Raw genomic sequence first — 25,653 nt, 5'->3', positions numbered from 1 at the left:
GATTTATCCCCTTCCGTGCTGGACTTATTTTCGTTCTTAAGCATACATCTTGCAAGTTGCAGATGCAATTTTTTAAACAATGATTGATGTTAAATATTTAGTTTTCACATCTAATTGTGTTTTTTCTCTTTTCCTTTATCTTTCCACTTTTTCTCCCATTTTTCTTTCTCTTTTTCAACTTTCTTTTTCCATTTTTCTGCTTCTTTTTTTATCGTTTCATCGAATTCACTTTTTTTTCTTTCCCACTCCTCCTGTTTTCTTTTTTCCATGTAAGATGAAATGTGAGGAACATGAAAAGAAGACGGTTCTGAATCTTTCAAGGCATCTTCCATTATTTCCTTAAAGATAAGAGCTGCTCCTTCACTGCTCGTCGTCGTTAAATAATGGTTTTCATCTGTTTTATCATACCCTACCCAAACAGCTCCTACCAATTCCGGAGTGTAACCTACAAACCATTGATCCTTTACCCCGTTTATCCCGTCAATTGGTACTTGAGTTGAACCAGTCTTTCCGGCAACTTCCCTACCTGGAATCTGTGCTCCTTTTCCTGTTCCTTGTTCCACAACTCCAAGAAGCATTGTTGTCATTTTGTCAGAAACTGCTTTTGTAGTAACTTTCGTCTTTTTTTCCTTCCATTTGGCCACTGTATTTCCGTCCATATCAACAATTTTTGTAATGGCATGGGCTTGAATCCGTTCTCCTTCATTTGGAAAAACAGAAAATGCTTCCGCCATCGTTAAAGGCGATACTCCTTTTTCCAATCCCCCAAGTGCAAGGCCAAGATTGCGGTCTCCTTTTTCCAGATGAATGCCAAAACGCTTTACTGCGTTCATTCCTTTTTCAATTCCAATCTCATTTAACAACCAAACTGCTGGAACATTTAAGGAATCTTTTACAGCTTCATACATAGGGACCATTCCCTTGTATTGATGATTGTAATTAGTAGGTTCATAGTCTCCGAATGACATTTTTTCATCCTTTAATTCATCATTAGGCTCCCATCCTTCCTCAAGAGCAGGCGTATATACCGCAAGCGGCTTCATTGTCGAACCCGGCTGTGCTTTCAGCTGCGTTGCCCGGTTATAGCCCCGGAAAACATGTTTTCCTCTTCCCCCAACAAGTGCACGGATTGCACCTGTATGAGGATCCAATAATACCGCACCACTTTGCACAATCTGATCTTTGGTTCCTACTGGAAAAAGCTTGTCATTTTTAAAAGTGGTTTCCATTGCGGTTTGCATATCGGGATCAAGCTCAGTATATATTTGGTATCCGCCGGTCAGTAGATCATCTTGAGTCAGACCGTACTCCTGAATGGCTTCTTCAATAACATGATCCACATAGTACGGATATTTGTCACGAAACGGGTCTCCTCCTTTGTCATTGAGGACCAGTTTTTCATTTACCGCTTTCTCATATTCGGAAGCAGAAATAAATTTATATTTTCTCATTTGCTCAAGAACAACGTTTCTCCGTTCAATTGCTTTATCATAGTCTGCATACGGATTTATTTCAGATGGAGCTTTGATAAGGCCAGCAAGCAAAGCAGATTCACTAAGAGTTAAATCTTTGACATCTTTGCCGAAATATTTAAGGGCTGCACGTTTTATGCCCCATGCGCCTTCACCAAAATAGATCTGGTTTAAATACAATTCAAGAATTTCATCTTTTGTATACTCTTTTTCAATTTCACGTGCGAGAAAAAGCTCCTCTATTTTCCGCTTATACGTTTTTTCTGGAGAAAGCAAGGCATTTTTCGTCAGCTGCTGGGTGATTGTACTTCCCCCTTCAACTACTTCCCCGGCTTTGAAATTCCGAAAAAAGGCACGAATTATTCCTAATAAATCGATCCCGTTATGGTCATAAAATCGATGGTCTTCAATTGCCACAACAGCGTTTTTCATATGGTCCGGCACCTGTTCGATTGGAACTGCCTCATTTTTGTTTGCTGAAATTTTACTGGCAACCTCCCCGTTCTGATCACAAATGATTGTTGACTGTGCCAAACCAGCTTTCAATGAGCGAATATCTGCATCTTTTGAAAAATAATAAAAAAAGCTTAAAGCACCAAGAAACAATGTTGATAGACTTAAAACAACAATTTGGGTTAGATGTTTTTGTTTCCAGAATTTACAAAACGAAGTCCAAACTGAGTGAAGTTTGTTCATGTAGTACCACAACCTTTATAATGTTCATCTCTATAAATTTAATAGATTAAGACAACTACTTTTATCATAAATAACTGGAATTAATGCCAAAAATATATATAAATTGATTTTTTTTACTATTAAAGGATACCAACGTTCTATTAAAAAGAAAAAGATGGGAAGTAAATCCCACCTTTTTCATATTATAATTCATTTGCCACTTACAATCCTTCCTTTACTAATTCATAAAATCTTTCCTTTGCCGCCCCCTCTTCGAAACTACTATAAATGCGGAAATGGTCCTCATCTAATATACGAAAGTGCTGGCTAATAATATTTTGCTGCAAAATAAAGCCATTCTCTCTTAATATTTCCCTCCACCATATTTTTCCTCCAAGAGTTTTTTCTTTTCGATAGTCAATCCCTTCACGGGCAATGGTTTCCAGCACTTCAAGCGGTTCATCTCCTAATAAAAATTTTACTGTTTCCGTCTCGCGAAAAAGTGCACATACGGTTACAACTGTGGACCACCCTGCGAATGCACGGCCTTTTTCAATTTGTACAAGAGTCTTCTTGGAAACACCAATAATTTCCGCCATTTTATCCTGGGTATATCCGGCTTCTGTCCGAATAAGGCGCATTTTTTCTGACACTTTTAGAATCACTTCATCTCTTGTCACGATCAATTCATTCCTTTTTTGGCTTTTAGTGTAATATTACACCAATCTAAGCAACATTAAAACTGATTTTTCTAAAAGATTTAAAATAAAAAAGGGAAAAGGCAGAGCCCTTCCCTAGTTTGGGTTAATCCGTCCTTAATCTCGGCTTCCACACGACACTGAGCACGACTTTTTCAAGCTGCAGGCTGCACATTTCCCCTGCTTGGATTTTTTTACAAAACGATAAAAAGCCCATCCTGCATATCCAAAAATTGCACTGCCAATGACGATATTACCAATCATTTTATCACCTCATTAAGTTAAGATAGACCGAATAACCTTCCTCCTTGATAAATGATGAAAGCCAACACATATGCTATTGTGAGAGCATAACCCATTGAAAAAACAGTCCATTTTTTTGAGCCCGTTTCTTTATAAATCGTCGCTGTTGTAGCTAAACAAGGGATATATAATAGTATAAAAACCATAAAACTATAGGCTGACAACGGGGAAAAATGTTTACTTAAAATCCCTTGAAGACTAGCTTCATCTGGAACGAAAAAGATAATATTCATCGTAGAAATAATTGATTCCTTGGCCAGGAATCCAGTCAACAATGAAGCCCCTGCTTGCCAACTGCCAAATCCGATTGGCTTTAACAAAGGTGCAAAAATCCCTCCAATAGCAGCTAAAAAACTTTTGTCCATATCCACATTTACTCCTGCCGGGCCAATGTAGGACAACAGCCAGATCAAAACAGAACCTGCAAAGATAAAGGTACCTGCTTTTTTCACAAAGCCTTTTCCTTTATCCCAGGTGCTTCTCCACAAAGCTTTCATTTGCGGAAGGCGATAAGGAGGAAGTTCGATCACAAAGAAAGAAGTTTCTCCCTTAAGGATTGTCGACGAAAAAATTTTCGCCAACAAAAGTGCAATGACAATACCCATTACATATAAAGAAAGAACAATTATTGCCTTATGATGAACGAAAAACGCTCCGATAAATAATGCGTATACCGGAAGTCTTGCAGAGCATGACATTAATGGTGTTAATAAAACTGTTAACAGCCTTTCTTTGGGAGTCTCAATGGTCCTGGCTGCCATAATACCAGGAACATTACAGCCAAATCCAATGATCATCGGAATAAAGGCTTTACCGTTCAAGCCTGCCGCCTCCATGAATCGGTCCATAACAAGAGCAACTCTTGCCATATAACCTGAATCTTCAAGAAAAGAAATAAAGAAGAATAATATAAAAATTTGCGGAACAAAAACGAGAACACCGCCGACACCTGCTACAATTCCCTCAAGCACTAATGCTCGAATAAACTCGGAACCACCTATGATTGATAAAAGATAGCTAATAGCATTTGTAAGTGGTCCTGAAATAAAACCATCCAGTAGATCAGACAATCGAAAACCAAGCCAATCAAACGTCAGCATAAACACAAAATACATAAAAAACAGAAAAATCGGTATCCCTAAGAATTTGTTGGTTACAATTCTATCAATCCGTTCAGAGAGAGGCGGATTGTGAACAGTCTTAATGAATGCAGATTCTTTTATAATCTTTTCAATTGCATTCTTTCTTTTTTTATAAATGAATTGTTCAAGCGAATTTACTTGATATTTTTCTTTTACTGATTTTTCAACTTCCGAAACAAACTGTTCTATTTGTTGAATATCTATAAAACCCATCAAATAATCTTTCACATATGGATTGCCCTCCAATAATTGCAAAGTGAGCCACCTGGAAGAATGGTTGGTTTTCCCTTTCAATTTTGCATCGAGCTTTAATACGGCATCTTCAATTTCTTTATCATAGTAAACAAGCTCGTTATTCACAGTGGAAATCGAATTGGAAACAGTAATTTCCGCCAGTTCTTCACAACCCTTTCCACTTCTTGCTACAACAGGTACAACTGGTACTCCTAATGCAGCTGACAATTGATTCCGATCAATCTGAATCCCCCGATTTGCCGCTACATCAATCATATTTAAACCTACAATTAGCGGCTTGCCATATTCGAGCAACTGAATCGTCAGATGCATATTTCTTTCCAACTGTGATGCATCCAGAATATTAAGGATCTTATCAAAAGAACCAGTTAACAAAAAATTTGTCACAATTCCTTCATCTTTTGAAAGAGGGTTAAGAGTGTAAATTCCCGGCAGGTCAATTAATTTGTTTTTCTTATCTTTTAATAGGCCGACTTTCTTTTCAACGGTAACTCCACTCCAGTTGCCTACGTATTCATATGATCCTGTAAGATTATTAAATAAAGAGGTTTTTCCTGTATTTGGATTTCCAAGGAGCGCAATATTCATTTAGATCTCTCCACTTCTATTCTGTCTGCTTCTTTTCGACGGATACCTACACATTGTCCACCAGATTCCACCATTACAGGTCCTCCAAACGGCAAAATTCTCTTAATACAAATCTCTGAGCCTTCAGTAATTCCAAGATCAAGCAATCTCCGCTGAACTAAATAATCGGCCTTGGAAATGTCCTTGATCGTCCCTTTTTCACCAACTCTTAGTCTAAGCATTATTATCACCATAATTTCTAATTAAGAATGATTATCTTTATTATATCAATTTTACCTTCAGATGCAGAGTGAAAATTTACATTTTCAATTTTTTGTTAGAATTTAATCTCTTAATAAGAGGCTTTTGCGGGAAACTCACAAAAATAAACAAGGAAATCTTTGATTCTGTATAACCATCAATTATTTTGCCTAAAGCAAATTATTTTAATATATTCAATAGAACTGCCTTTCTCCGACATTGTTTCTATAGACTCACATACCTTTCTTTTGGTATGGTTTAAGTTGGTCATATGATTCATTGGGGGTTTGTCATGGAACGAAACGACCAATTAAGATTAGGTGAAAAAGGCGCCTGGTTAAGCATCATTGCATATATCATTTTGGCGTCCATCAAATTGTTAATTGCCAAAATCGGCCACTCCGAAGGACTTGGAGCAGACGGCTTAAACAATTTAACTGATGTAATCGCTTCGGTAGCGGTTTTAATTGGACTACGAATTTCAAGAAAACCTGCTGATCATAATCATTTATACGGACATTCACGAGCGGAATCAGTCGCATCTTTAGTGGCTGCTTTTATTATGATCTCTGTCGGAATTCAAGTGATCATTGGGGGCATTCAAAATTTCTTCAAGGATAATATTGAAACCCCAAATTGGCTTACGGCATGGACTGCCTTGGGAAGTGCATTGGCCATGTATGGCGTCTATCGATACAACTTAAAACTTGGAGAAAAAATCAACAGTTCTTCTATCAAAGCTGTTGCTTATGACAACCGTTCAGATGCATTAGTCAGCATTGGGGCATTTATAGGAATAGCCGGAACACAATTTGGCATTGCCCTCCTTGATGTTTTAACGGCACTTGCCGTTGGAGTTCTAATTTGCAAAACAGCAGTGGGGATCTTTTCTGAAGCTTCCCACTCATTAACAGATGGCTTTAATGAGGAAATGCTTGCGGAGATTGTAACAACTATTCGTAAAACACCAGGAGTAGAGTCCATTAAAGAAGTGAAAGCACGGATGAACGGAAACCAAGTTTTAGTAGAAGCAACGGTTTTAGTAAAACCTTCTTTAAATGTTGTAGAAAGTCATAACATTACTGAAAATATTGAGAAGAATCTCCGTCATATGCATATGATTGAAAGTGCAATCATCCATATAGAACCGCTTCTGAATGGAGATTAGAGAACGGCAAGTGCCGTTCTTTTTCATTTCGTTCAAAAATTACAGGTAAATTGCCAGTAATATACGTAAATATCGATTTTTCGCCATTATTCCTCATTATTTTGTAAAATACGATAAAGGAATTTGCTATTTCCCATCGAATACTATTAATACACAAAATAAAGTGGAACAGGAGGAAAACATGTTAGCCACTACAAAAAGGAGATTAACCGACTTTTTGGAAAGCCAAAAAAAGGTCATATTAGATGAGTGGGAAAAAATGATAATGGAATCTGATAAAGATCCGTTTAAGGACCACATAAAACAAAATGGGGAAGCAATTTTTGATATTGTAAAAAGTATCTTAACAAGACCTGAAGAAAAAATTGAAACATATATAAAAAAACTGGCATATGTTGTCGGTGATGAAAGGGTTAAAGCAGATATTAATATTGGTGAATTTGTATATAATATTAATCTTGGCAGATCCATTATTAATAAATATCTGAATAAAATGGATATGGACTGGACAGAACTCCAAAAGTCAATCGATAACATTAACTATTGCTTCGATAAATTCCTTTACTATACAGTTTCTTACTACACAGAAGCGAAAAATAAAATTATCGAAGAGAAGTCAAAGTTTATCGATTCCACCCATAAAGACAGACTTACCCTTCTCGGCCAGATGACTTCAAGCTTTATTCATGAATTCCGCAACCCGTTAACATCTATCCAAGGTTTCATTCAATTATTAAAAGCAGATTATCCTTCAATGAACTATTTAGATATTATCTCAAATGAATTAGAACAATTAAATTTTCGAATTTCACAGTTTCTACTTCTTTCAAAAAAAGAACTAATTGGTAAAGACAAAAGCATTTTTTCGTTAAAATCGTTAATTGATGAAGTTCTGACCTTTTTATATCCGAGTATTTTAGATTGCAAAGTCAGAATTATTAATGAAATTGTTAATGACATAAAGCTTTATGGGTATTCTGATGAAATCCGCCAAGTCCTGATTAACATTATCTTTAATGCCATCGATGTCCTAAGCCAATATCGCAGTGACCCGCTAATAGAAATTAAAGGATATTATACAAATGAAAAAAAAGAATATATCAAGCTTGAAATAGCTAATAACGGCCCTATGATATCAAAAGAAATGTTGCAAACGATTTTCGAACCATTTGTCACGACAAAAAAACTAGGAACCGGTCTTGGACTATTTGTTTGCAAAGAAATCATCGAAAAACATAAAGGGGTCTTATCTTGCAAATCAAACGAAGAGAAAACAGTATTCACAATTATTTTGCCTTCCGCAGACACCTCAATGAAAGAATGAGAAAAAGCGGTTTTAAACACTGCTTTTTCTTATGAACGAACAATAATATAAGGCCGGTGTGAGCGAAGCCAAGCTCTAACTATTTACAATCCTAGACAAGGTTTTTGCTCTAGCAGACGCAGCAGTTCCGCTCCTTTTCCCAAAAAATCTGTGTACATTTTTCCAATTTCTCTATATGCTTATTAAAAAAGGGGAAATAGGAATGTTTACCTTAAAAGTAGATGAAGAAATTGAACTTCAACTGTTTCAGCTCCATCATTCTCACGAGCTGTTCAATCTTGTTGATTCAAATCGCATCCATTTGAGGGAATGGCTTCCATGGGTTGACAGCATCTATTCATCTTCACAATACCATACGATTATTTCGATTTGGCTGAAACAATTTGCAGACAACAATGGCTTTCAAACTGGCATCCGCTATAAAGGAAAATTAGTAGGATCCATCGGGTTCCACCATATTGATTGGAACAACAGACAAACGAGCATCGGCTATTGGCTTGCTAAAGAAGCTGAAGGACATGGAATTATGACGAGAGCAGTTCAGGCACTTATTAACTATGCATTTTTTGACCTCTTGCTAAACCGGATTGAAATCCGCTGCGGCACAAAAAATTTTAAAAGCCGTGCCATCCCTGAACGGCTTGGCTTTGTTCAGGAAGGCCTTATCCGTGACGGTGAATATCTAAATGACCACTACCATGATCTGATCATCTACGGCCTTTTAGCTAGAGAATGGAAAAAATGATGAAAAGCTGTCCAAAAAGGCAGCTTTTTTTCGTTTCGTTTTCGGCAGGAAACTTATGTACGACTAGAACGGGATAAATATGGGAAAAGTACATGTATCAAATTATGCAAAAAAGGGGGAGGTGAACGCCTTACGAAAATGTGAGGCTCGTACATGATAGGAGCAAATTTATTTTTAGTTGCTTTCTTGATTGCATTGACTGCTTTTTTTGTTGCATCGGAATTTGCAATCGTAAAAGTCCGTACATCTAGAATCGACCAGCTGATACTGGAGGGGAATAACAAAGCTGAAGCAGCCAAAAAGGTCATTTCAAATCTGGACGGCTATTTATCTGCATGCCAGCTAGGGATTACGATTACTGCACTTGGCCTCGGGTGGCTTGGAGAACCGACTGTGGAAGGAATTCTTCGACCGTTATTTGGAAAACTAGGCATTCAAGAATCAATTAGCCAAATACTCTCCTTTTTGATTGCCTTTTCCGTCATTACTTTTCTGCATGTTGTAATTGGAGAATTAGCACCAAAAACAATTGCAATCCACAAAGCAGAGAGCATCACCCTTTCGTTGGCTCTGCCCCTGATTTGGTTTTATAAGGTGATGTATCCGTTTATCTGGGCATTAAATAGCTCAGCAAGATTTGTCGCAGGTTTGTTTGGGCTGAAATCTGCTTCAGAACATGAACTCGCGCTTTCCGAAGAAGAACTTCGCATCATTCTTTCAGAGAGCCTTAAAAGTGGTGAAATTAACCAGTCTGAATATAAATATGTCAACAAAATCTTTGAATTTGACAATCGTGTTGCAAAAGAAATAATGGTGCCAAGGACGGAAATCATCAGCTTTCCGGAGTATGCAACCCTAGAAGAGATATTAACGGTTGTAAAAGAGGAAAAATTTACACGTTATCCGGTAACCACCGACGGTGACAAAGATAATATTATCGGGATAGTTAACATAAAAGAAATTTTGACAGACTGTATACAAAAGAAATGTGAAGGCGAATATCCCTTGCGCCCCTATATAAAACCTGTGATACGGGTTATTGAAACGATTCCAATACAAGATTTACTCGTTAAAATGCAGCGAGAAAGATCACATTTGGCAATCCTTTTTGACGAATATGGCGGAACTGCAGGATTAGTTACGGTTGAAGACATCCTTGAAGAAATTGTAGGAGAGATAAGAGATGAATTTGACATTGACGAGGTCCCTCTTATTCGTAAAACCGAAAATGGCTATATTCTTGACGCTAAACTCTTGATTTCGGAGGTAAATGATCTCCTTGGAACTTCTTTGGAAGAAGAGGAAGTCGATACGATTGGCGGCTGGTTCCTGACACATAAATTTGATGTGCAAGAAGGAGATTTTCTTGAACAGGAAGATCATATATTCAAAATTAAAGAAATAGAAGGACATCACATATTATATATAGAAGTATGTAAAAAACAGGAAAATGTTTAAAAAATATTGAGGCTGTCTCAAAAACCTAAGGGTCAGACCCTTATGAGACAGCCTTTCACACAATCATAATTATCAGAAAATTCATCATTTAATTTATTTATTGCGGCCACTAATCATATAATAGTATAACTACATTTTAATGAAACTGTAACGTTTGACTGTACGGTTTAAAAACTCTATAATTATTATAATTTAAAATAACAGAGGTGATATGATGGGGCAGTCTATCGTATCGGCGAGTTAGCCAATTTGTCCGGAGTTTCAAAAAGAACAATTGATTATTATACAAGCTTGGGACTGCTTAAAGCTGACCGCTCTAAATCAAACTATCGGATCTATTCTGAAGAAGCTTTAATCGATCTTAAATTTATTGAAGAATGCAAATCAATGCACTTTCCCCTTGAAGAGATTAAAAGAAAACTAGAAATCAAAAAATCGAAGCAAATTCGAGAATCAGAAGTTGAAAAGCATGTAAGTAATGTAACTAATCAAATGAGACAGCTGCACAATGAATTAGCAGTAATTTTGCCACTTATTAAAAACCTTGACGGACCGCAAAAAGAAGATTTGGCCAATAAGCTTTCCAGGGAAGGTTCCGCCTTGATGCAGTCGCTTTTGATTCTGACGAGTTAATTTTTTAATAAATCAGGAGGTGACTCCTTACTCGTTATTGTTACGAGCTAAGGAAATTTATTTGGACATATTTAACTTGGTTTTAATAGCCATTTTAATTGCTTTAACGGCATTTTTTGTCGCGTCGGAGTTTGCCATTATAAGAGTGCGAAGTTCAAGAATCGATCAGTTGATTGAAGAAGGCAGCAAAAGCGCAATTGCAGCTAAACAAATAATTTCAAACCTTGATGAATATTTATCTGCCTGCCAGCTTGGAATCACTCTTACTGCACTAGGACTAGGATGGCTCGGGGAACCGACGATTGAACGGATTTTGCGCCCGCTGTTCCATGAATTATACTTGCCAAGTTCCCTGTCGCATATACTGACATTCGGAATAGCTTTCGCCTTTATTACCTTTTTGCACGTAGTAGTTGGTGAATTGGCACCGAAAACGTTGGCGATTCAAAAGGCGGAAATTGTAAGTTTAATTGCGGCACGTCCGCTTATCTGGTTCTATAAATTGCTTTATCCGTTTATTTGGACTTTAAACGGTTCTGCACGTCTTGTAGCAAACCTGTTCGGATTAAAGCCTGCTTCCGAACATGAACTGGCTCACTCAGAGGAAGAACTTCGCATTATTTTGTCCGAAAGCTATAAAAGTGGCGAAATTAACCAATCAGAGTTTAAGTATGTAAACAAAATTTTTGAATTTGACAACCGGATTGCAAAAGAAATCATGGTCCCAAGGACAGAGATTGTGTCTTTGTCGAAAGATGACACCCTTGAAACTTTTCTGCAGATTGTCAAAAAAGAAAAATTCACCCGATACCCTATTATAGATGGTGATAAAGACCATATTATCGGGCTAGTAAACATAAAAGAACTGTTGACTGATTTTATTTCAAAACAAGGAATCGGAACGAAAACGCTTGAATCGTATATCCGGCCGATTATTCGAGTGATTGATACAATTCCAATTCACGATCTGCTCGTTAAGATGCAAAAAGAACGGATTCACATGGCAATCTTAATGGATGAATATGGCGGAACTTCAGGACTTGTAACTGTTGAGGACATTCTCGAAGAAATTGTTGGTGAAATTCAGGATGAATTTGACATGGATGAAGTTCCGATGGTGCGAAAAATAAAAGACGGACATTTTATTATTGATTCTAAAGTGCTTGTCAGTGAGGTTAACGACTTGTTAGGCACTGAAATTGATGATGAAGATGTTGATACAATCGGCGGCTGGATTCTGACAGAAAATTATGAAGCAAAAGAAGGCGACATCATTAGCCTGGAATCTTATGATTTCAAAATTTTAGAAATGGAAGACCACCATATCAAATATATTGAAGTAACAAAAAATTATAATACAGAACAACAGCTTCAGTCTATTCCGTTAAGGAAATCAGAGGTAATTTCATAGAGGTTGACTCTTAGGGGTCTGACACCTTCCTCAAACGACAATGTATAGAATGAGTTAATTAATAATTTGTCTATATGTTGTAATGGAGGGGTCAGGCCCCTTTGCATTTAATCTAATAAAAAAGCTGTTGAGAGAACTCAACAGCTAATTAGTGATCTGAAGCATCTTCATTGATTTTTTCATGATGATTGTAATCATATTTAGAGCGGTCTACAGGCTTAAAACCTTTAGGTGTATAGAATCGTAACAAGTCACCATTTACTACCCGGTCTGAAAGATCTAATTTCAGTTTCACTTTTTCCTCTAATCTTGCAATCTCCGGATTTTTTTCAATTTGATTTCCGGCATGGTCATAATACTTTCCATTTATAGCATTTACAGTTGGGCTTACGAAATTACCATTTCGGAAAGGAACAACCTGGTCATGCTGTTTAGATAATAAGTCAGTGCCTAATTGAACATAATTCTTTGTATCAATTCCAAGCAAGTGCAGAAGTGTTGGGAGAAGGTCGATTTGTCCACCATATTGGTGCATAACGCCTCCTTTCATCCCAGGGACACGGATAAATAATGGCACCCTCTGTAATTGAGCATTCTCGAAATCAGTCACTTCTTTGCCGAGAACTTGCTCCATCGCTTTATTATGATTTTCAGAAATACCATAATGGTCACCATACAAAATAATAACAGAGTGATCAAGCAAGCCTGATTCCTTTAGATATTGAAAGAATTCTTTCACGGCTTCATCTAAATAACGGGCTGTCCTGAAATAATTGTCAACAGAAGGATCTCCGGTCGTATTTCCTTCAATCGTTGCATCTTCTTCATCAATCAGATAAGGAAAATGATTGGACAATGTAATAAATTTTACATAAAAAGGCTGCCGCAACGATTTTAACAATGGCATTGATTCAGTGAAAAACGGTTTATCTTTTAATCCATAATTAATGACGTCCTTTGGATTCATATCGTAATAGCTTGAATCAAAGAATTTGTCATAACCAAATGATTTATAAATCTCATCTCGGTTCCAAAATGTTTTGTTGTTACCATGAAAAACCGCGGATGTATATCCATGTTGGCCTAAAATTGCCGGCGCAGCCTGATACGTATTTAAGCCTTTTGTTGAAAAAGCCGATCCTTGAGGTAGACCAAACAAAGAATTTTCCAATAAAAATTCCGCATCAGCAGTTTTTCCTTGTGCCGTTTGATGGAAAAAGTTATCAAAGTATAACGTATTTGGATCCTTTGTTAACGAATTTAAAAATGGAGTAACTTCTTCGCCGTGTAACTTGTAGTGAATGATAAAGTTTTGCAGCGACTCCAAATGAATATAAATAACATTCATACCTTTTGCTATTCCAAAATATTTCGGATTTGGTTTCGCATAATTTGATTTTGTATAGTTAACAACTTCTGTAATATCATTGCTGTTGGCTAATACCCGCTGAGCGGACGATTTTGTACTTTGGATCGCATCATAAATCGTAAAGTTGTACATGCCTAAATATTTAACAATATAATTTCTGTCAAATGTCCTTGTTAATAATTGAGGACGGTCGATTTCAGCCAATGAAATATTTGCACATATTATAGCAATCGCTGAAAGAAATAAAAAATTAATTTTTCGACGCGAAACCTTAGCTTGCTCAGGTTTCAACTTCCAAACAGCCAATAAAAGCACCAAAATGAAAATGTCAACGAAATATAAAGGATCATATGGCTCTAACAATGCAAGAATATTTCCACTGACATCTCCAAAGTTTTTAGACTGCGTTAAAGTTGGAAGTGTAATAAAATCGTTGAAAAAGCGATAATAAAGCACATTCGCGTATAAAAGAAAAGTTAAAATAAAGTCAATTGCAATAATCCAATAATAGCGTGATCTACCTTTTGCATAAAGTGCAAATCCAAGAAAAAAAAGGATCGATCCGATCGGGTTTATAAAAAGCAAAAACTGTTGCATGGAATTATCGATCCCTAAATTAAACTCAAATTTCTGTACCAAATAAGTTTTTATCCATAACAGGATGGCAGCTAATAAGAAAAAGCTAGTATGTTTATTGAAAATATTTGATCCTTTCACCGTTAAACGTTTCATATTTGTCACCTTCCTGATTTCTATATCGCATTGTGTTAATCATTTGGATTCACTATTTTTGGGCGACATTTATATGATATCATAACTGTCAAGTATGAATAAAATATGAACAATTCATGAATACAGTTTAAAAGTCTATACGAATCAAAACATTAAAATATTTTAAAACTTTTTTTATAATACTTCCTGCCTACTGTTCATTAAATTGTTCGATCAATTCATTTGTATTTTACCATTTTTCCTTTTCTACTTACCACGAATATACCAAGGAACATGGAATTACATTTCTGCAAATATAGGAAAGCGGATGACAAACTTTGTCCCTTTGCCTTTTTCACTTGTTACTTCAATTTTTCCATTATGGAGATTGACTAATTGCTTTACAATTGAAAGCCCGAGGCCAAATTCACCGTATGGATTGGACGTTCTTGATAAGTCGGCTTTATAAAAGCGATGCCAGATTTTTTCGATTTCTGCTGGATCGATCCCGATCCCTGTATCTTCTATCTCAATAATCGTTTCTTTATCACTAGCTTTTCCTCTTAACCAGATTGTTCCATTTTCAGTGAATTGAATGCTGTTTTTAGTAATATTGAGCAATATTTGCATTAGGCGGTCATAATCTGCATATACAAATAAATCTTCATCGACTTCTACAATGATTCTGTTATTCTTTTCGTCTGCAAGAATATCTAATTGATCTTTAATAATTTCTAATACTTCAATCAGCTGAATATCTTCTTTCATAAGCTTAACTTGATTCGACCTGATTTTTTCATAATCGAGGTTTTCATTTACGAGCCGAATTAACCTTTTTGTTTCCTGGCTGACTAATTGCAGTCCTCTGTCTTTCTCCTCCTCCGGTATCATATCGTTTCGAAGTCCTTCGATCACACCGCTGATTGTCGTTAAAGGAGTCCTGAGTTCATGGGAAACATCTGCCATAAACTGGCGTCTTCTGTTTTCAAGACTTTCGATCTCTTCCTTCGAGGCTTTTAATTTTTGCACCATTTTGTTGAAATCCTCTGCCAATTCACCGATTTCATCAAAATTGGAAGATGGGATATTTACCGAATAATCACCAGCTGAAACCATTGAAGTAGCCTCTTGGATCCGTTTAATACGATTCACATGGATTTTTGACAAGATCCAGCTAAGAAATAATGACACAACCAGTGCAATTAATACGGTATAAAATAAATATTGGTTGATTTTTGTAATCATTTCTCTTGAACCGCTAATCGGAGAAGTAAGTAAAATGCCTCCTAAAAAAGTGCCATTTTGAAAATAAGGCAGTAAAACAAACGTCACTGCCTTATCGAACCGCTTAATGTCGTTTTTGACGACAATTGGATCCCCTTTTAAAATTTTGTTCCATTCTTCTTTTGATAATGTAATTTCAGCACGGTGTCCTCCTATTGAGGTTTTCAAATTTTCATCAAATAAACTGAATTGAATGTTCCTCCCTGCTAAAACATGCTCGTACTCATCTAATATTTGCTCTGATCCAATTCTGCTTTGTTCCAAATCCATAAGAATATTTTCGCCGTACGTAATCAATTCCTCTGCTTTGTTGTTATAAACTAGCGACTCAACATAATGGGCAAACAATAAACTCAATATTAAAAAAGCAACAATGATGGTGCTAATATGGCTAATAAATTGCTGATAAAAATATTTAATCTTCATTTACATCCACCGGCGTCTCATCAAACTTATAACCTACGCCCCACACTGTATAGAAAAATGGCTGGTTCGGCGTGCCAACTTTTTTCCGAAGCCGTTTAATATGAACGTCAACTGTCCTTTCATCCCCGTAAAATTGATAACCCCATACCCGTTCAAGCAATTGTTCTCGTGAAAACACTTGTTTTGGATGTTGAACAAAATAATATAAAAGATCAAATTCTTTCGGAGTTAAATTTGTAATCGGTTCGCCATTAAGATAAACTTCTCTTGTTTCTTTACTGATTTTAAAATATTTTGTTTGCAAGACCCCTTTTTCGGTGGTTTCATTTTTTTGATTGTTGTATCGCCGGGTCACGGCTTTAATTCTCGCCATAAGAGCAAGCGGACTGAAAGGCTTTGTTACATAATCATCCGCTCCCATCTCAAGACCTAGCACTTGATCCGATTCGCTGTCTTTTGCTGTCAGCATGATAATCGGCACCGAACTGCCCTCTTCTCTAATCTTACGGCAGATTGTCACTCCATCCATCCCGGGAAGCATCCAATCGATAATCAATGCGTCCCAGCTGTCTTCTTTATATCGGTTATAGCCTTCTAACCCATCCTTTACAAACTCTCCCTTGATTCCTTCTTTTAAAAAAAACATCTCAATCATGGAAGAGACACTTTCATTATCTTCTATTACTAAAACTTTCATCAGACTGCATCTCCTATTTAAAAAACTCTAATTAATTTTTTTCAAATTAAAACGAATTTCATCATTTATCACTATGTTCTATATACCACAATGATTATTAAACAATGCGAAATAATTTATGATAATTTATTCAAATTTGTTAAATAAGCTTGTCATTGTAAATCTCGAACAGGAAGATCGTTGTAGCTAATGATCTCCGCCCACAAAAAATAAATAAAAGGAAAAGGAAAAGTAAAAATAAATTTTTGAAACGTGTTCTATTAAGGAGTATACGAAAAAAGAAATGTCCAAAGCAAACTGTTTACTTGCTGAAAATTAAATAGAAGGTTCCTTCCAATGGGGCAGCAAATAGAAAAAAATCCACCGAGCCTTAACTCAAAGGTGGATTTTTTTGTAATTGGAGGGGCCAGGCCCTTTACATTTAGTCGATAATTTTGTTTAATATGTCATATTTTTACTTGTTAAAGTTAATTCGACCGTCTTAAGTTTTCCTTGCCTGTAAAGCTTGAGCGTTATCTTATCGCCAATTTTCATCTTCGTATACAAATATTTTCGTAAATCATTTGAATTTTTTACGTCTGTACCGTTAATGGACACTATTACGTCTTGTATTTGAAGGCCCGCTTTTGCTGCGGAAGAATTTGGATCAACGTAGGTTACCATTGCTCCGCCGTCAACGCTTTTAGGAAGGTTCTGCAAAAAATATTGCGGAATTTCATCAAGGCTTGCTAAACTGACTCCAATATAAGGCCGCTCTACATGACCTTTTTCAATAATTTCATTTACAATCGGCACAACGTCATTGCTTGGAATGGCAAATCCCAATCCTTCAACGCCACTTTCGGAAATTTTTAAACTATTAATGCCAATAACCTGGCCTTGCGTGTTAATTAAAGCTCCTCCGCTGTTTCCGGGATTAATTGCGGCATCCGTTTGGATAACATTTAGATCCCATTCACCTGCTGAAGTGGAAACGGTTATCTTCCGATTAACAGCACTGACAATTCCCTGTGTCACAGTCCGGGATAAATCAAGACCAAGCGGGTTTCCAATCGCAAGGACCTGGTCGCCAGGCCTGATCGAATTTGAATCTCCAAACTCCAGAGTTGAAGGCGCATATTTCGAATCAATTCTCAATACAGCAAGGTCGGTTAAGGCATCTGCACCGATTAATTCAGCCCTCGTTTTTTTCCCGTTTGGAAGCGAGATTTCAATACCTTGTGCCCCTTCAATTACGTGGTTATTTGTAACGATAAAAGCATTGTTGCCGTCTTTTTTAAAAATAACACCTGAACCCGAACCGGTTTCAACACTCTCGGTACTTTGATTAAAGAAGTCATTCCGATTTTGAAGATTTACAATGCCGACAATCGCTTTTGACGCTTTTGCGACGATGTCCGCAATTGAATTTGTTTGATTTGTTGAAGTCGGATGAACGGATACAGTCTTTGCAAAACTTCTTCCAGAAGAACCATTATTTCCATCAGCTAGCCTTGAATGATCTGCAAATTTTTTCTCAAATGAAGAAAATAGGTCCTGTAAATAATCGATATGCGGGGCAATTGCCAAAGTCAAGACAGAACCAACGATACCGGCAATGACTGTTGAAAGAAAGCCTTTTAATTTTGATCCGACTGACTTTCTTTGTTTTTTTGATTCAACTATTGGATTTTGTACATTTTCATTGGAATCTGTCATTTATTCCTCCCCCTTACTCTCTCTTTTTTATAGTATCGCTGTCCTTATCGTATCTAGAAGTTATGACGAAACTATTAACAAATTTTTAATACTCCTAGAAAAAATTTTTAAGAAAATCAAGTAAAATTCCTTTTCTCATTGCAATTAGGAAAAATTAAGATATATGGTGATTGAAAATAGGTTTAAAAATTGATGGATGCATATGTTTCGGGGATTTTAATTTAATGTTTAATTTAGAGGTACATAAATAAGCAATTTTCTTGACTCAAAAATAAATCTTCCTCATTCTTTAGTTAAACATATAAACTTTTTGATAAAAAAATTATTTCCAATCGATTCGAATCATAGAGTTATGCTATTATAATGAAATTAATGTTTTCTTATTCAGCGCATTGGAGGCATAAATGTGATTTCACAATCATTTTTACAGCTCAATTCTATTTTTATTAGTATTTTAATAGAAGCTTTTCCATTTGTACTTATTGGCGTACTTATTTCCGGTTTAATCCAAATGTTTATCACAGAAGAAATGATCGCAAAAATTATACCGAAAAACCGCTTTCTTGCTGTTTTGCTTGCCTCAACAGCTGGAATATTTTTTCCAGGATGTGAGTGCGGGATCGTTCCGATAACTCGGAGGCTTATATTAAAAGGAGTGCCCCTGCATGCAGCAATTGCCTTTATGTTAACGGGGCCTGTAATTAACCCGATTGTGTTATTTTCTACTTATATCGCGTTCGGAAATAATTGGGAAATGATGATATATCGTGGTGGATTAGCTATACTAGTTTCCTTCCTCATTGGTGTCATTTTATCTTTTCAATATAAAGATAATCAGCTTTTAGAGAAGATAATGACAAATGGCCATCATCATGGCCATAATCATCAAAATCAATCGTTTTTAAGAAAACTGACAGGAACATTGCGACATGCAGTTGATGAGTTTTTTTCGGTTGGCAAATATTTAATAATAGGCGCCTTTATTGCTGCTGCTATGCAGACATATATTAAAACATCAACTCTATTAGCTATTGGCCAAAACGACATTTCCTCTTCACTTGTCATGATGGGATTGGCATTTGTTCTATCCCTTTGTTCTGAAGCAGATGCTTTTATTGCATCTTCATTTAGTAGTTTATTTTCAACCGGATCATTATTAGCTTTCCTTGTATTTGGACCGATGGTTGATATAAAAAACATGTTAATGATGCTTGGAGTCTTTAAAAAACGTTTTGTTTTTATATTAATTGCTTATATTGCAATTTTAGTCCTTATTGGATCCCTATTTTTCCAAAAAGGCGGGATAACTCATGTTTAGAACACTCATTTTGATGTTTTTTACTTTTTTCTTTTTTCACCTTCATGCTACTGGAAATATTACGAAATATATTAATATGAAATATTCGTATTTATCATATATTGCCATTTTTATCTTTGCCATTTTGACTATTGTACAAGCTTATGTTTACTTGAAGGAACTCAATGAAAATGAATCTGAATCACATACTTGTTGTGATCACGATCATAATCATGATCACGATCATGAAAATGACAAACCCTTTTTCAAAAGAATCTTTATTTATACCATTTTTTCTTTTCCATTAATCTCGGGATTATTTTTTCCAATTGCAACCTTGGATTCAAATATTGTGAAATCAAAAGGTTTTTCTTTTAAAAGTATTGAAACGAAAGATCCATACGCACAAACTCAATATCTCCGGCCAGATTCAAGTGTTTACTACGGGAAAGAAGGATATTATGAATTAATGCAAAAAGAGTTGAAAAAATATTCATCAAAAAAAGTAATAGCTTTAAAAGACAATGATTATTTAAGAGGAATGGAGACAATTTATAATTATCCAGGTGAATTTCTTGGTGATACGATCAGTTTTAACGGATTCGCATTTAAAGGAGAAGCGGTTAACAAAAGGCAAATGTTCGTTCTTAGGTTTGGGGTTATTCATTGTATTGCGGATTCAGGTGTTTTCGGGATGCTGGTCGAATTTCCAGAGGATGTTCATTTGAAAGATGATCAGTGGCTTCATGTAAAAGGTACGTTGTCATCAATGTACTATCAGCCTTTCAAATCAACTATTCCTGTTTTAAAAGTTAAGGAATGGTACAAAATTGAACAGCCTAAAGATCCCTATGTTTATCGTAATTAAGCTTTCATATAAAAAATCATGAGTTTTTACTCTCAACTCTAATATGGAAATAGGTCTCATATAAAAACATAAACCAACAAAATAAGGCGGTGTGAAGCGGAGCCAAGCACAAAATATTTAAAAAGCTAAAACATGTATCTTTCATTTCTATTTTTGTTGGCGCAGCTCCGCCCCTTTTCCACAGAAAAATAGAGCTGACTTATAAAGGCCTGACTCCCTCATCAATGACAATAATTGATTGTTTTAATTTAAGTTTGACTATATGTTGTTTCGGAGGGGTCAGGCCCTTTTTTAATGATCCTTTGAAATGCATTAATTATAATAATCCTAATAATTCGAGCCCGTGAGCAATCCCGTCTTCTGTAACATCTTTTGTTATATGTTTGGCGACTTTTTTTACGGATTCATGTGCATTTCCCATTGCAACACTGTTTTTTACAAAACGGAGCATTTCAATATCATTTAATCCGTCTCCGAAAGCATAAACCTGGTCATCTGGAATTCCTAAATGGCGGATCGCAATTTCTATACCTTTTGCTTTCGAGCCGCCTGCAGGTAAAACATCTGTTGAAACCGGGTGCCAGCGGATAAAGTCAAACTGTTTAAACTCTTCCATATAGTCCTTTTCTTCTCCCTCAACACAAAATAGCAGAGATTGATAGATTTCACGGTCTTCAAAGTATTCCGGATCATAGGACGGGTGGCTAAATTTCAATGTTTCAATACTCTCTTGTATGTGTGGATGATACTCTATGTTTGATTTCATTTCTTCATGGGATAAATATACGAGCGGATGTTGTTTTTTCGAGGAATACTCCGCCAGTTTCCTTAAAGATTCTAAGTGAAGCGGATTTTTATAAACAACTTCATTTTTTACAACTACATACTGGCCATTAAAAGAAACATAAGTGTCAATATCGAGCTCTTTCGCCAGATCTTTAAACATAAACGGCGCCCGTCCTGTCGCAATGCCGACTTCATACCCTTTTTCTTTTAATGCATGGATCGCTTGCTTCGTTGAATTAGGCAGCTGTTTATCATGGTCAAGCAAAGTTCCGTCAATATCAAAAAAAATCATTGTTTGGCTCATAATATCCCCTCACTTTGGCTGAAAATATATTCTCTCTGAACGAACATTAATATATTTTTATCTCATTCTGTTTAGAATGGGTTTATATTCGTAAAGTTAAACTGAATTTAGATGATTCTTAACTCATGCCATTATAACAAAAATACTAATTATGTGCATTTCATAGACTTTGCAAAACAAAGTGTTTTGTCTTAGTTCCTTTGGTCAAATACGAGAATATAAAATAAACGAGCCATGGGAGCATTCCCCATGACTTATCTTTCAAAGTTACTTCATATCAGATTCTTATAAGCTTGTTTCTTTTCCTGGTATGCCTGTTTTGCCAACAAAAGTGCACCAACGATGCCGGCATTCTCTTTCAATCCCGGAGGTACGATATAATCATTAATACTTGTTGAAAGCTCGGGATACACAATGTAATTATTTAATAATTGTTGGATATATTTATAAATATAAGAGAAAATTTGTTTTTGCTTCATAACCCCTCCTCCAAGAATGATCTTCTTTGGCGAAAGAATAAGAACATATTGCATGAGTGCCTGTGCAAGATAAAAGCCTTCCAAATCCCAAACTTCTTGCCTTTCTTGCAGCTCTTCACCTTTAATATTCCATCGTTCTTCAATCGCTGGACCAGCTGCAAGACCCTCTAGGCAATCTTGATGATACGGGCAATTTCCTTTGTAATGATCATTTGGATGCCGCCTGACAAGAATATGCCCCATTTCAGGGTGGGAAAATCCCTGAAGAAGCTTCCCCTGAACGATGGCACCAGCTCCGATTCCGGTACCAACGGTTATATATAAACAACTGTCCAGTCCTTTAGCGGCTCCTAATTTAGACTCCGCTAAAGCGGCAGCATTAACGTCAGTATTAAATCCGATAGGTACGTTAAATTCTTCTTTAATCGTCTGAACGAAAGGAAAGTTATCCCATGCTTTTTTGGGGGTTGTTGTTATGTAACCATATGTTGGACTTTCCTGATTAACGTCAATCGGTCCAAAAGAGCCAATCCCTATTGCATTCAATTCAAATTCTTTAAAGAAACCAATCACCTTTTCAAAAGTTTCTTCTGGGACTGTTGTCGGGATTTCAATTCTTTTTAAAATAATTCCGTCCCCATATCCGACAGCACAAACAAATTTGGTGCCCCCTGCTTCAATACCGCCAAGCAACATAAAATACCTCCATTTATATGGTAACTTTCTTCTAATATTGACGATGAAATATATAAAATCATCACCTATCTTTATTAAAAGGTCAACAGTTTTAAACCATTTTCTTGTCTATCAGGAAATATTTAACTAGAACCTGTTTTTGGCAAGTAAAAAATGTATCAAATGGCAATTAAAAATGTACCACTTGCCACTCCCGTCTTATTTATTTTGTAAGATTGAATCTCTTAACCGACGGCTATCACCGTTAAAGAACAATAAATGTGAATGGTGAACCGATCTATAACAGCTTCTGTCAAGATTGGATCGCCAAACACGTGATTCCACTGCCCGAATTGTAGGTTGGTGGTCACAATCAAACTTCTGGTTTAATAACAAATTGAAATAATCTGAAACAACAATTCTGCACCTTGCTTATGCAGAGAATCCATATCAAGTTGCTAAACACTACGTCCTGCTTGACAACTTCATGCTAGAAGAGCCAACTCTTCTTGAAATGGAACGAACATTCTCTAAACATTTAAAATTAACTCAACTTTCACAGTTTCTTCTCTCAACCGTAAACAAAAAGGAAAGGTAAACATTATTCACCTCCCCTATCGAAGCCATTTGCAGAAAATAACCACTCTATCTGCAAAATCACGCCTATTAAATTTCACCTGTGTTTCAAATTCCGGTATTCATCAAAAATGAAGCTTTCTCATCAACCAATGGAATCATCAACATTGCAATAAAATTCTATGCTTTTTGAAATTGTATAAGTTACTCCATTATACGAATATTTTCCTGATACAGTAATAACATAAGTACGACCACCATCAATTAGCTCTGCACTATACCCTGTTAGTGTCCAATTTCCACTACCAGATGCATCCGAAGCTATAGATTTAACTCCCGCAAACATTTGTCTCTTATGAATATCACTATATTGTGTTTCAAAAGTTCCTGTTAGAAAATGAAACTGATTTAGAAATTGTCAGTACAATTTCCGATGCAGCTAATTTAGATGAGGAAATAATTAAGAATAATCCTGATGTGATCGTCATGGATATAAGAATGAAAAATAATAATGGTATTAAGCTGACTAAGAAAATAACCGAATAATATCCTGAGAGTAAGGTTGTCATTTTATCTGGTTATCACTATGATGAATACATAGATGCCGCTTCTGATGCCGGTGCATTTGCTTTTGTCTCAAAAGAGGAGTCTGCCATCAAATTAGCCAATGCAATAAGACAAAGTCATATAGGGGTCAAATTATTTCCTAACAAAAGTTTAGTACATGATAAGAACTCTCTACCAAAAGCTGAACTCGAAATTCTAAAATTAATTTCAGAGGATAAGAAAAACACCTAAATCAGTGAGTTATTGATGATTAGTAGAAGAACGGTCGAACATCATATTTCTTCGATTATTCGAAAACTAGAAGTCGATTCAAGAGTTGGGGCAGCCGTAAAAGCTGTCAAGCTTGGATTGTTGGATTATTGAACAAACGAACTATAATGCAATAACTCTTGTCTTGACGATAGAGACCACCATAAATGCTTATTAATATAGGCAGCAGTGAACCCTTGTTCTTTCATTTCAATTGCCTTCAATTTTAATTCCAGAGATTACGTTTAGAGTTTTTGTACTTTTTTAGCCATAATAAATCACTCCTTAATGTAGTGTTGCCCAAAAAAGGTTTTTTCAACATCTACCTTAAGGGGTACATGCTAACTGCCCGTCAAGACTATTTATTTGGTCAGAAAAAATCGCAAAAAGGTTGTACTTCATTCTTCACACTTGCTAATTCCAACGTTTCATAGTATTTTATTCAACACGCTGGTTCTGCTTTTACGATAGCTAAAGGAAATCCATAACTTCATAAATACGAGATTCATCAGAAGTTGTGCTGTACGGCCATTTCCATCAGAAAATGGATGAATAGAAACGAATTTAAATGAAACATAGCAGCAAGTTCAACTGGAAGCAGCTGATCCTATTATTCCCCTTTATTTCTTTATGTCTTCTAGAGGTAATGGACAATAATGATTGAAGTTCTTGTATTAATGCTGTAACTTACTTAAGCTTTTTAATGTTTTTACCAACGTATCTATATTTTTCGTAAGCGTCAAATAATCCCCACCTACATGTAGATGGGGATTTAGTTTTGATTTAAGTATAGTATTCTTTTTAAACACACGACAAACTAATGGGATCGTTGATGACCAAGGCATTAATTGATCCAAGGCATCATTATCTTGGGTATCCATGTTTGGTAGTTATCAAAAAGATAGGTGAGATAGGCAAATGGATTTAAGTTATTCTCTTTAGCTGTCTCAATAATACTGTAAATTGTTGCACTGGCCCCAGCACCCCGTGTGGTGTTGGCAAACAGCCAATTTTTGCGGCCAATGACAAATGGCTTGATCGAACTTCGCTACGGGTTTAGCAGAGGAAACGGATGGATTGCTGCGTTATGTGCCGCAATGCCCATTGGTTTGTTAGTTTCAGAAGGCTATTCGTATTTTTATATGTTTGCAATAACTCTTGGATTTGATATTTTATCTGCTATCATACTATTTCTAATTTTATCAATGAATAAAAAACAATGGTTTCGAATTTTTACATTGGCATTTCTCATAGTGTTTATACTTAGAAATTCAAATGCTCTATCATACCTATTTAGCGATCTATGAATATATCTTTACAAAATGAGCAAAATCTGTAGTTTTGGTTAGTCATATTCTTCTTTAATTGCTATAAACAGGAAAATAGCCGTCATCTTATTGAATTTCTTCTAAATGATTTATTACGATCTCTTGGCTTTTCAGGATTACCACTTAACCAAAAACATTTTTAAACGAGAGTAAACTCCTTCCAAACCAGAGTAAACGCCCCTCGAACGGGAGTAAATACTTCTTCCAACGGGAGTAAATCCCTGCCG

The 25,653-nt window shown here is 36.0% G+C and carries 20 protein-coding genes and 4 pseudogenes; 10 read left to right on the top strand and 14 right to left on the bottom strand.

The window, feature by feature from the left end; all coding sequences use genetic code 11:
* Positions 1-110: 110 nt before the first annotated feature.
* The 5 genes from BMMGA3_RS03835 to BMMGA3_RS03815 form a co-directional block, all read right to left on the bottom strand.
* Positions 111-2,168 (bottom strand): transglycosylase domain-containing protein, encoded by a 2,058-nt coding sequence (locus BMMGA3_RS03835; protein ID WP_004433332.1) that lies wholly within the window; start codon positions 2,166-2,168, stop codon positions 111-113.
* Between the two features lie 200 nt (positions 2,169-2,368).
* Positions 2,369-2,827 carry a helix-turn-helix transcriptional regulator gene (locus tag BMMGA3_RS03830; RefSeq protein ID WP_004433329.1) on the bottom strand — a complete coding sequence of 153 codons (459 nt, stop codon included), beginning with the start codon at positions 2,825-2,827 and terminating at the stop codon, positions 2,369-2,371.
* 135 nt (positions 2,828-2,962) lie between these two features.
* Positions 2,963-3,109: a FeoB-associated Cys-rich membrane protein gene (locus BMMGA3_RS03825; protein ID WP_004433328.1), complete on the bottom strand. Its 147-nt coding sequence runs from the start codon at positions 3,107-3,109 to the stop codon at positions 2,963-2,965.
* A 17-nt stretch (positions 3,110-3,126) separates the two neighbouring features.
* Positions 3,127-5,133: a ferrous iron transport protein B gene (gene feoB / locus BMMGA3_RS03820; protein ID WP_004433327.1), complete on the bottom strand. Its 2,007-nt coding sequence runs from the start codon at positions 5,131-5,133 to the stop codon at positions 3,127-3,129.
* Positions 5,130-5,354 (bottom strand): FeoA family protein, encoded by a 225-nt coding sequence (locus BMMGA3_RS03815; protein WP_004433325.1) that lies wholly within the window; start codon positions 5,352-5,354, stop codon positions 5,130-5,132. Before BMMGA3_RS03815 ends, feoB begins: the two co-directional genes overlap by 4 nt.
* A gap of 311 nt (positions 5,355-5,665) precedes the next feature.
* Here BMMGA3_RS03815 and BMMGA3_RS03810 point away from each other — a divergent pair, with 311 nt between their 5' ends.
* From BMMGA3_RS03810 to BMMGA3_RS03785, 6 genes are all read left to right on the top strand, one after another.
* Positions 5,666-6,541, top strand: a complete 876-nt coding sequence (locus BMMGA3_RS03810) for a cation diffusion facilitator family transporter (RefSeq protein ID WP_004433323.1) — start codon at positions 5,666-5,668, stop codon at positions 6,539-6,541.
* A 181-nt stretch (positions 6,542-6,722) separates the two neighbouring features.
* Positions 6,723-7,865, top strand: coding sequence for a histidine kinase N-terminal domain-containing protein (locus BMMGA3_RS03805; protein ID WP_004433321.1), 1,143 nt, complete (start codon positions 6,723-6,725; stop codon positions 7,863-7,865).
* Positions 7,866-8,067: 202 nt separating this feature from the next.
* On the top strand, positions 8,068-8,610 hold the full coding sequence (locus BMMGA3_RS03800) for a GNAT family N-acetyltransferase (RefSeq protein ID WP_004433318.1): 543 nt from the start codon (positions 8,068-8,070) through the stop codon (positions 8,608-8,610).
* Between the two features lie 153 nt (positions 8,611-8,763).
* Complete coding sequence (locus BMMGA3_RS03795) at positions 8,764-10,068, top strand: hemolysin family protein (RefSeq protein WP_004433316.1); 1,305 nt, start codon at positions 8,764-8,766, stop codon at positions 10,066-10,068.
* Positions 10,069-10,299: 231 nt separating this feature from the next.
* Positions 10,300-10,701 carry a MerR family transcriptional regulator gene (locus BMMGA3_RS03790; RefSeq protein WP_081485658.1) on the top strand — a complete coding sequence of 134 codons (402 nt, stop codon included), beginning with the start codon at positions 10,300-10,302 and terminating at the stop codon, positions 10,699-10,701.
* A 61-nt stretch (positions 10,702-10,762) separates the two neighbouring features.
* Entirely contained in the window at positions 10,763-12,112 is a 1,350-nt protein-coding gene (locus BMMGA3_RS03785; protein ID WP_034669280.1) for a hemolysin family protein, read from the top strand.
* 148 nt (positions 12,113-12,260) lie between these two features.
* Here the strand turns inward: BMMGA3_RS03785 and BMMGA3_RS03780 are convergent, their stop codons facing one another.
* The 4 genes from BMMGA3_RS03780 to BMMGA3_RS03765 all read right to left on the bottom strand — a co-directional run bounded on the left by BMMGA3_RS03780 (position 12,261) and on the right by BMMGA3_RS03765 (position 18,297).
* Entirely contained in the window at positions 12,261-14,213 is a 1,953-nt protein-coding gene (locus BMMGA3_RS03780) for a lipoteichoic acid synthase (protein ID WP_004433311.1), read from the bottom strand.
* Between the two features lie 279 nt (positions 14,214-14,492).
* Positions 14,493-15,902, bottom strand: coding sequence for a sensor histidine kinase (locus BMMGA3_RS03775; protein WP_004433309.1), 1,410 nt, complete (start codon positions 15,900-15,902; stop codon positions 14,493-14,495).
* Positions 15,892-16,599, bottom strand: coding sequence for a response regulator transcription factor (locus BMMGA3_RS03770; protein WP_004433307.1), 708 nt, complete (start codon positions 16,597-16,599; stop codon positions 15,892-15,894). The genes BMMGA3_RS03775 and BMMGA3_RS03770 overlap by 11 nt, the downstream gene beginning before the upstream one ends.
* A 438-nt stretch (positions 16,600-17,037) precedes the next feature.
* Positions 17,038-18,297 carry a S1C family serine protease gene (locus BMMGA3_RS03765; protein WP_004433305.1) on the bottom strand — a complete coding sequence of 420 codons (1,260 nt, stop codon included), beginning with the start codon at positions 18,295-18,297 and terminating at the stop codon, positions 17,038-17,040.
* A gap of 406 nt (positions 18,298-18,703) precedes the next feature.
* On the opposite strand from BMMGA3_RS03765, the gene BMMGA3_RS03760 reads away from it, so the two are divergent.
* Positions 18,704-19,615 carry a permease gene (locus BMMGA3_RS03760; protein ID WP_004433303.1) on the top strand — a complete coding sequence of 304 codons (912 nt, stop codon included), beginning with the start codon at positions 18,704-18,706 and terminating at the stop codon, positions 19,613-19,615.
* Positions 19,608-20,462 (top strand): TIGR03943 family putative permease subunit, encoded by an 855-nt coding sequence (locus tag BMMGA3_RS03755; protein WP_004433301.1) that lies wholly within the window; start codon positions 19,608-19,610, stop codon positions 20,460-20,462. Before BMMGA3_RS03760 ends, BMMGA3_RS03755 begins: the two co-directional genes overlap by 8 nt.
* Before the next feature lie 316 nt (positions 20,463-20,778).
* Here the strand turns inward: BMMGA3_RS03755 and BMMGA3_RS03750 are convergent, their stop codons facing one another.
* The 3 genes and pseudogenes from BMMGA3_RS03750 to BMMGA3_RS17055 form a co-directional block, all read right to left on the bottom strand.
* Positions 20,779-21,552, bottom strand: coding sequence for a Cof-type HAD-IIB family hydrolase (locus BMMGA3_RS03750; RefSeq protein ID WP_004433298.1), 774 nt, complete (start codon positions 21,550-21,552; stop codon positions 20,779-20,781).
* 272 nt (positions 21,553-21,824) lie between these two features.
* Positions 21,825-22,727, bottom strand: a complete 903-nt coding sequence (locus BMMGA3_RS03745; RefSeq protein WP_004433296.1) for an ROK family protein — start codon at positions 22,725-22,727, stop codon at positions 21,825-21,827.
* A gap of 198 nt (positions 22,728-22,925) precedes the next feature.
* A pseudogene (locus tag BMMGA3_RS17055) lies at positions 22,926-23,146 on the bottom strand (ATP-binding protein); the annotation flags it as partial.
* Positions 23,147-23,651: 505 nt separating this feature from the next.
* Here BMMGA3_RS17055 and BMMGA3_RS03735 point away from each other — a divergent pair.
* Positions 23,652-24,212: pseudogene (locus BMMGA3_RS03735) on the top strand (response regulator).
* A gap of 331 nt (positions 24,213-24,543) precedes the next feature.
* Here BMMGA3_RS03735 and BMMGA3_RS18070 read toward each other — a convergent pair.
* Positions 24,544-24,699, bottom strand: a pseudogene (locus BMMGA3_RS18070) (Fic family protein); the annotation flags it as partial.
* Positions 24,700-24,907: 208 nt separating this feature from the next.
* Positions 24,908-25,140: pseudogene (locus BMMGA3_RS17045) on the bottom strand (transposase domain-containing protein); the annotation flags it as partial.
* Here BMMGA3_RS17045 and BMMGA3_RS18720 point away from each other — a divergent pair.
* Positions 25,094-25,405 (top strand): hypothetical protein, encoded by a 312-nt coding sequence (locus tag BMMGA3_RS18720; protein ID WP_155815522.1) that lies wholly within the window; start codon positions 25,094-25,096, stop codon positions 25,403-25,405. The pseudogene BMMGA3_RS17045 and the gene BMMGA3_RS18720 overlap by 47 nt on opposite strands.
* Positions 25,406-25,653: the final 248 nt, after the last annotated feature.

Source organism: Bacillus methanolicus MGA3, from assembly GCF_000724485.1.
In the GTDB taxonomy this organism is placed as follows: domain Bacteria; phylum Bacillota; class Bacilli; order Bacillales; family Cytobacillaceae; genus Bacillus_Z; species Bacillus_Z methanolicus_A.
The sequence above is the reverse complement of the archived record's forward strand: the minus strand, read 5'-3'. Positions and strand labels throughout refer to the sequence as shown.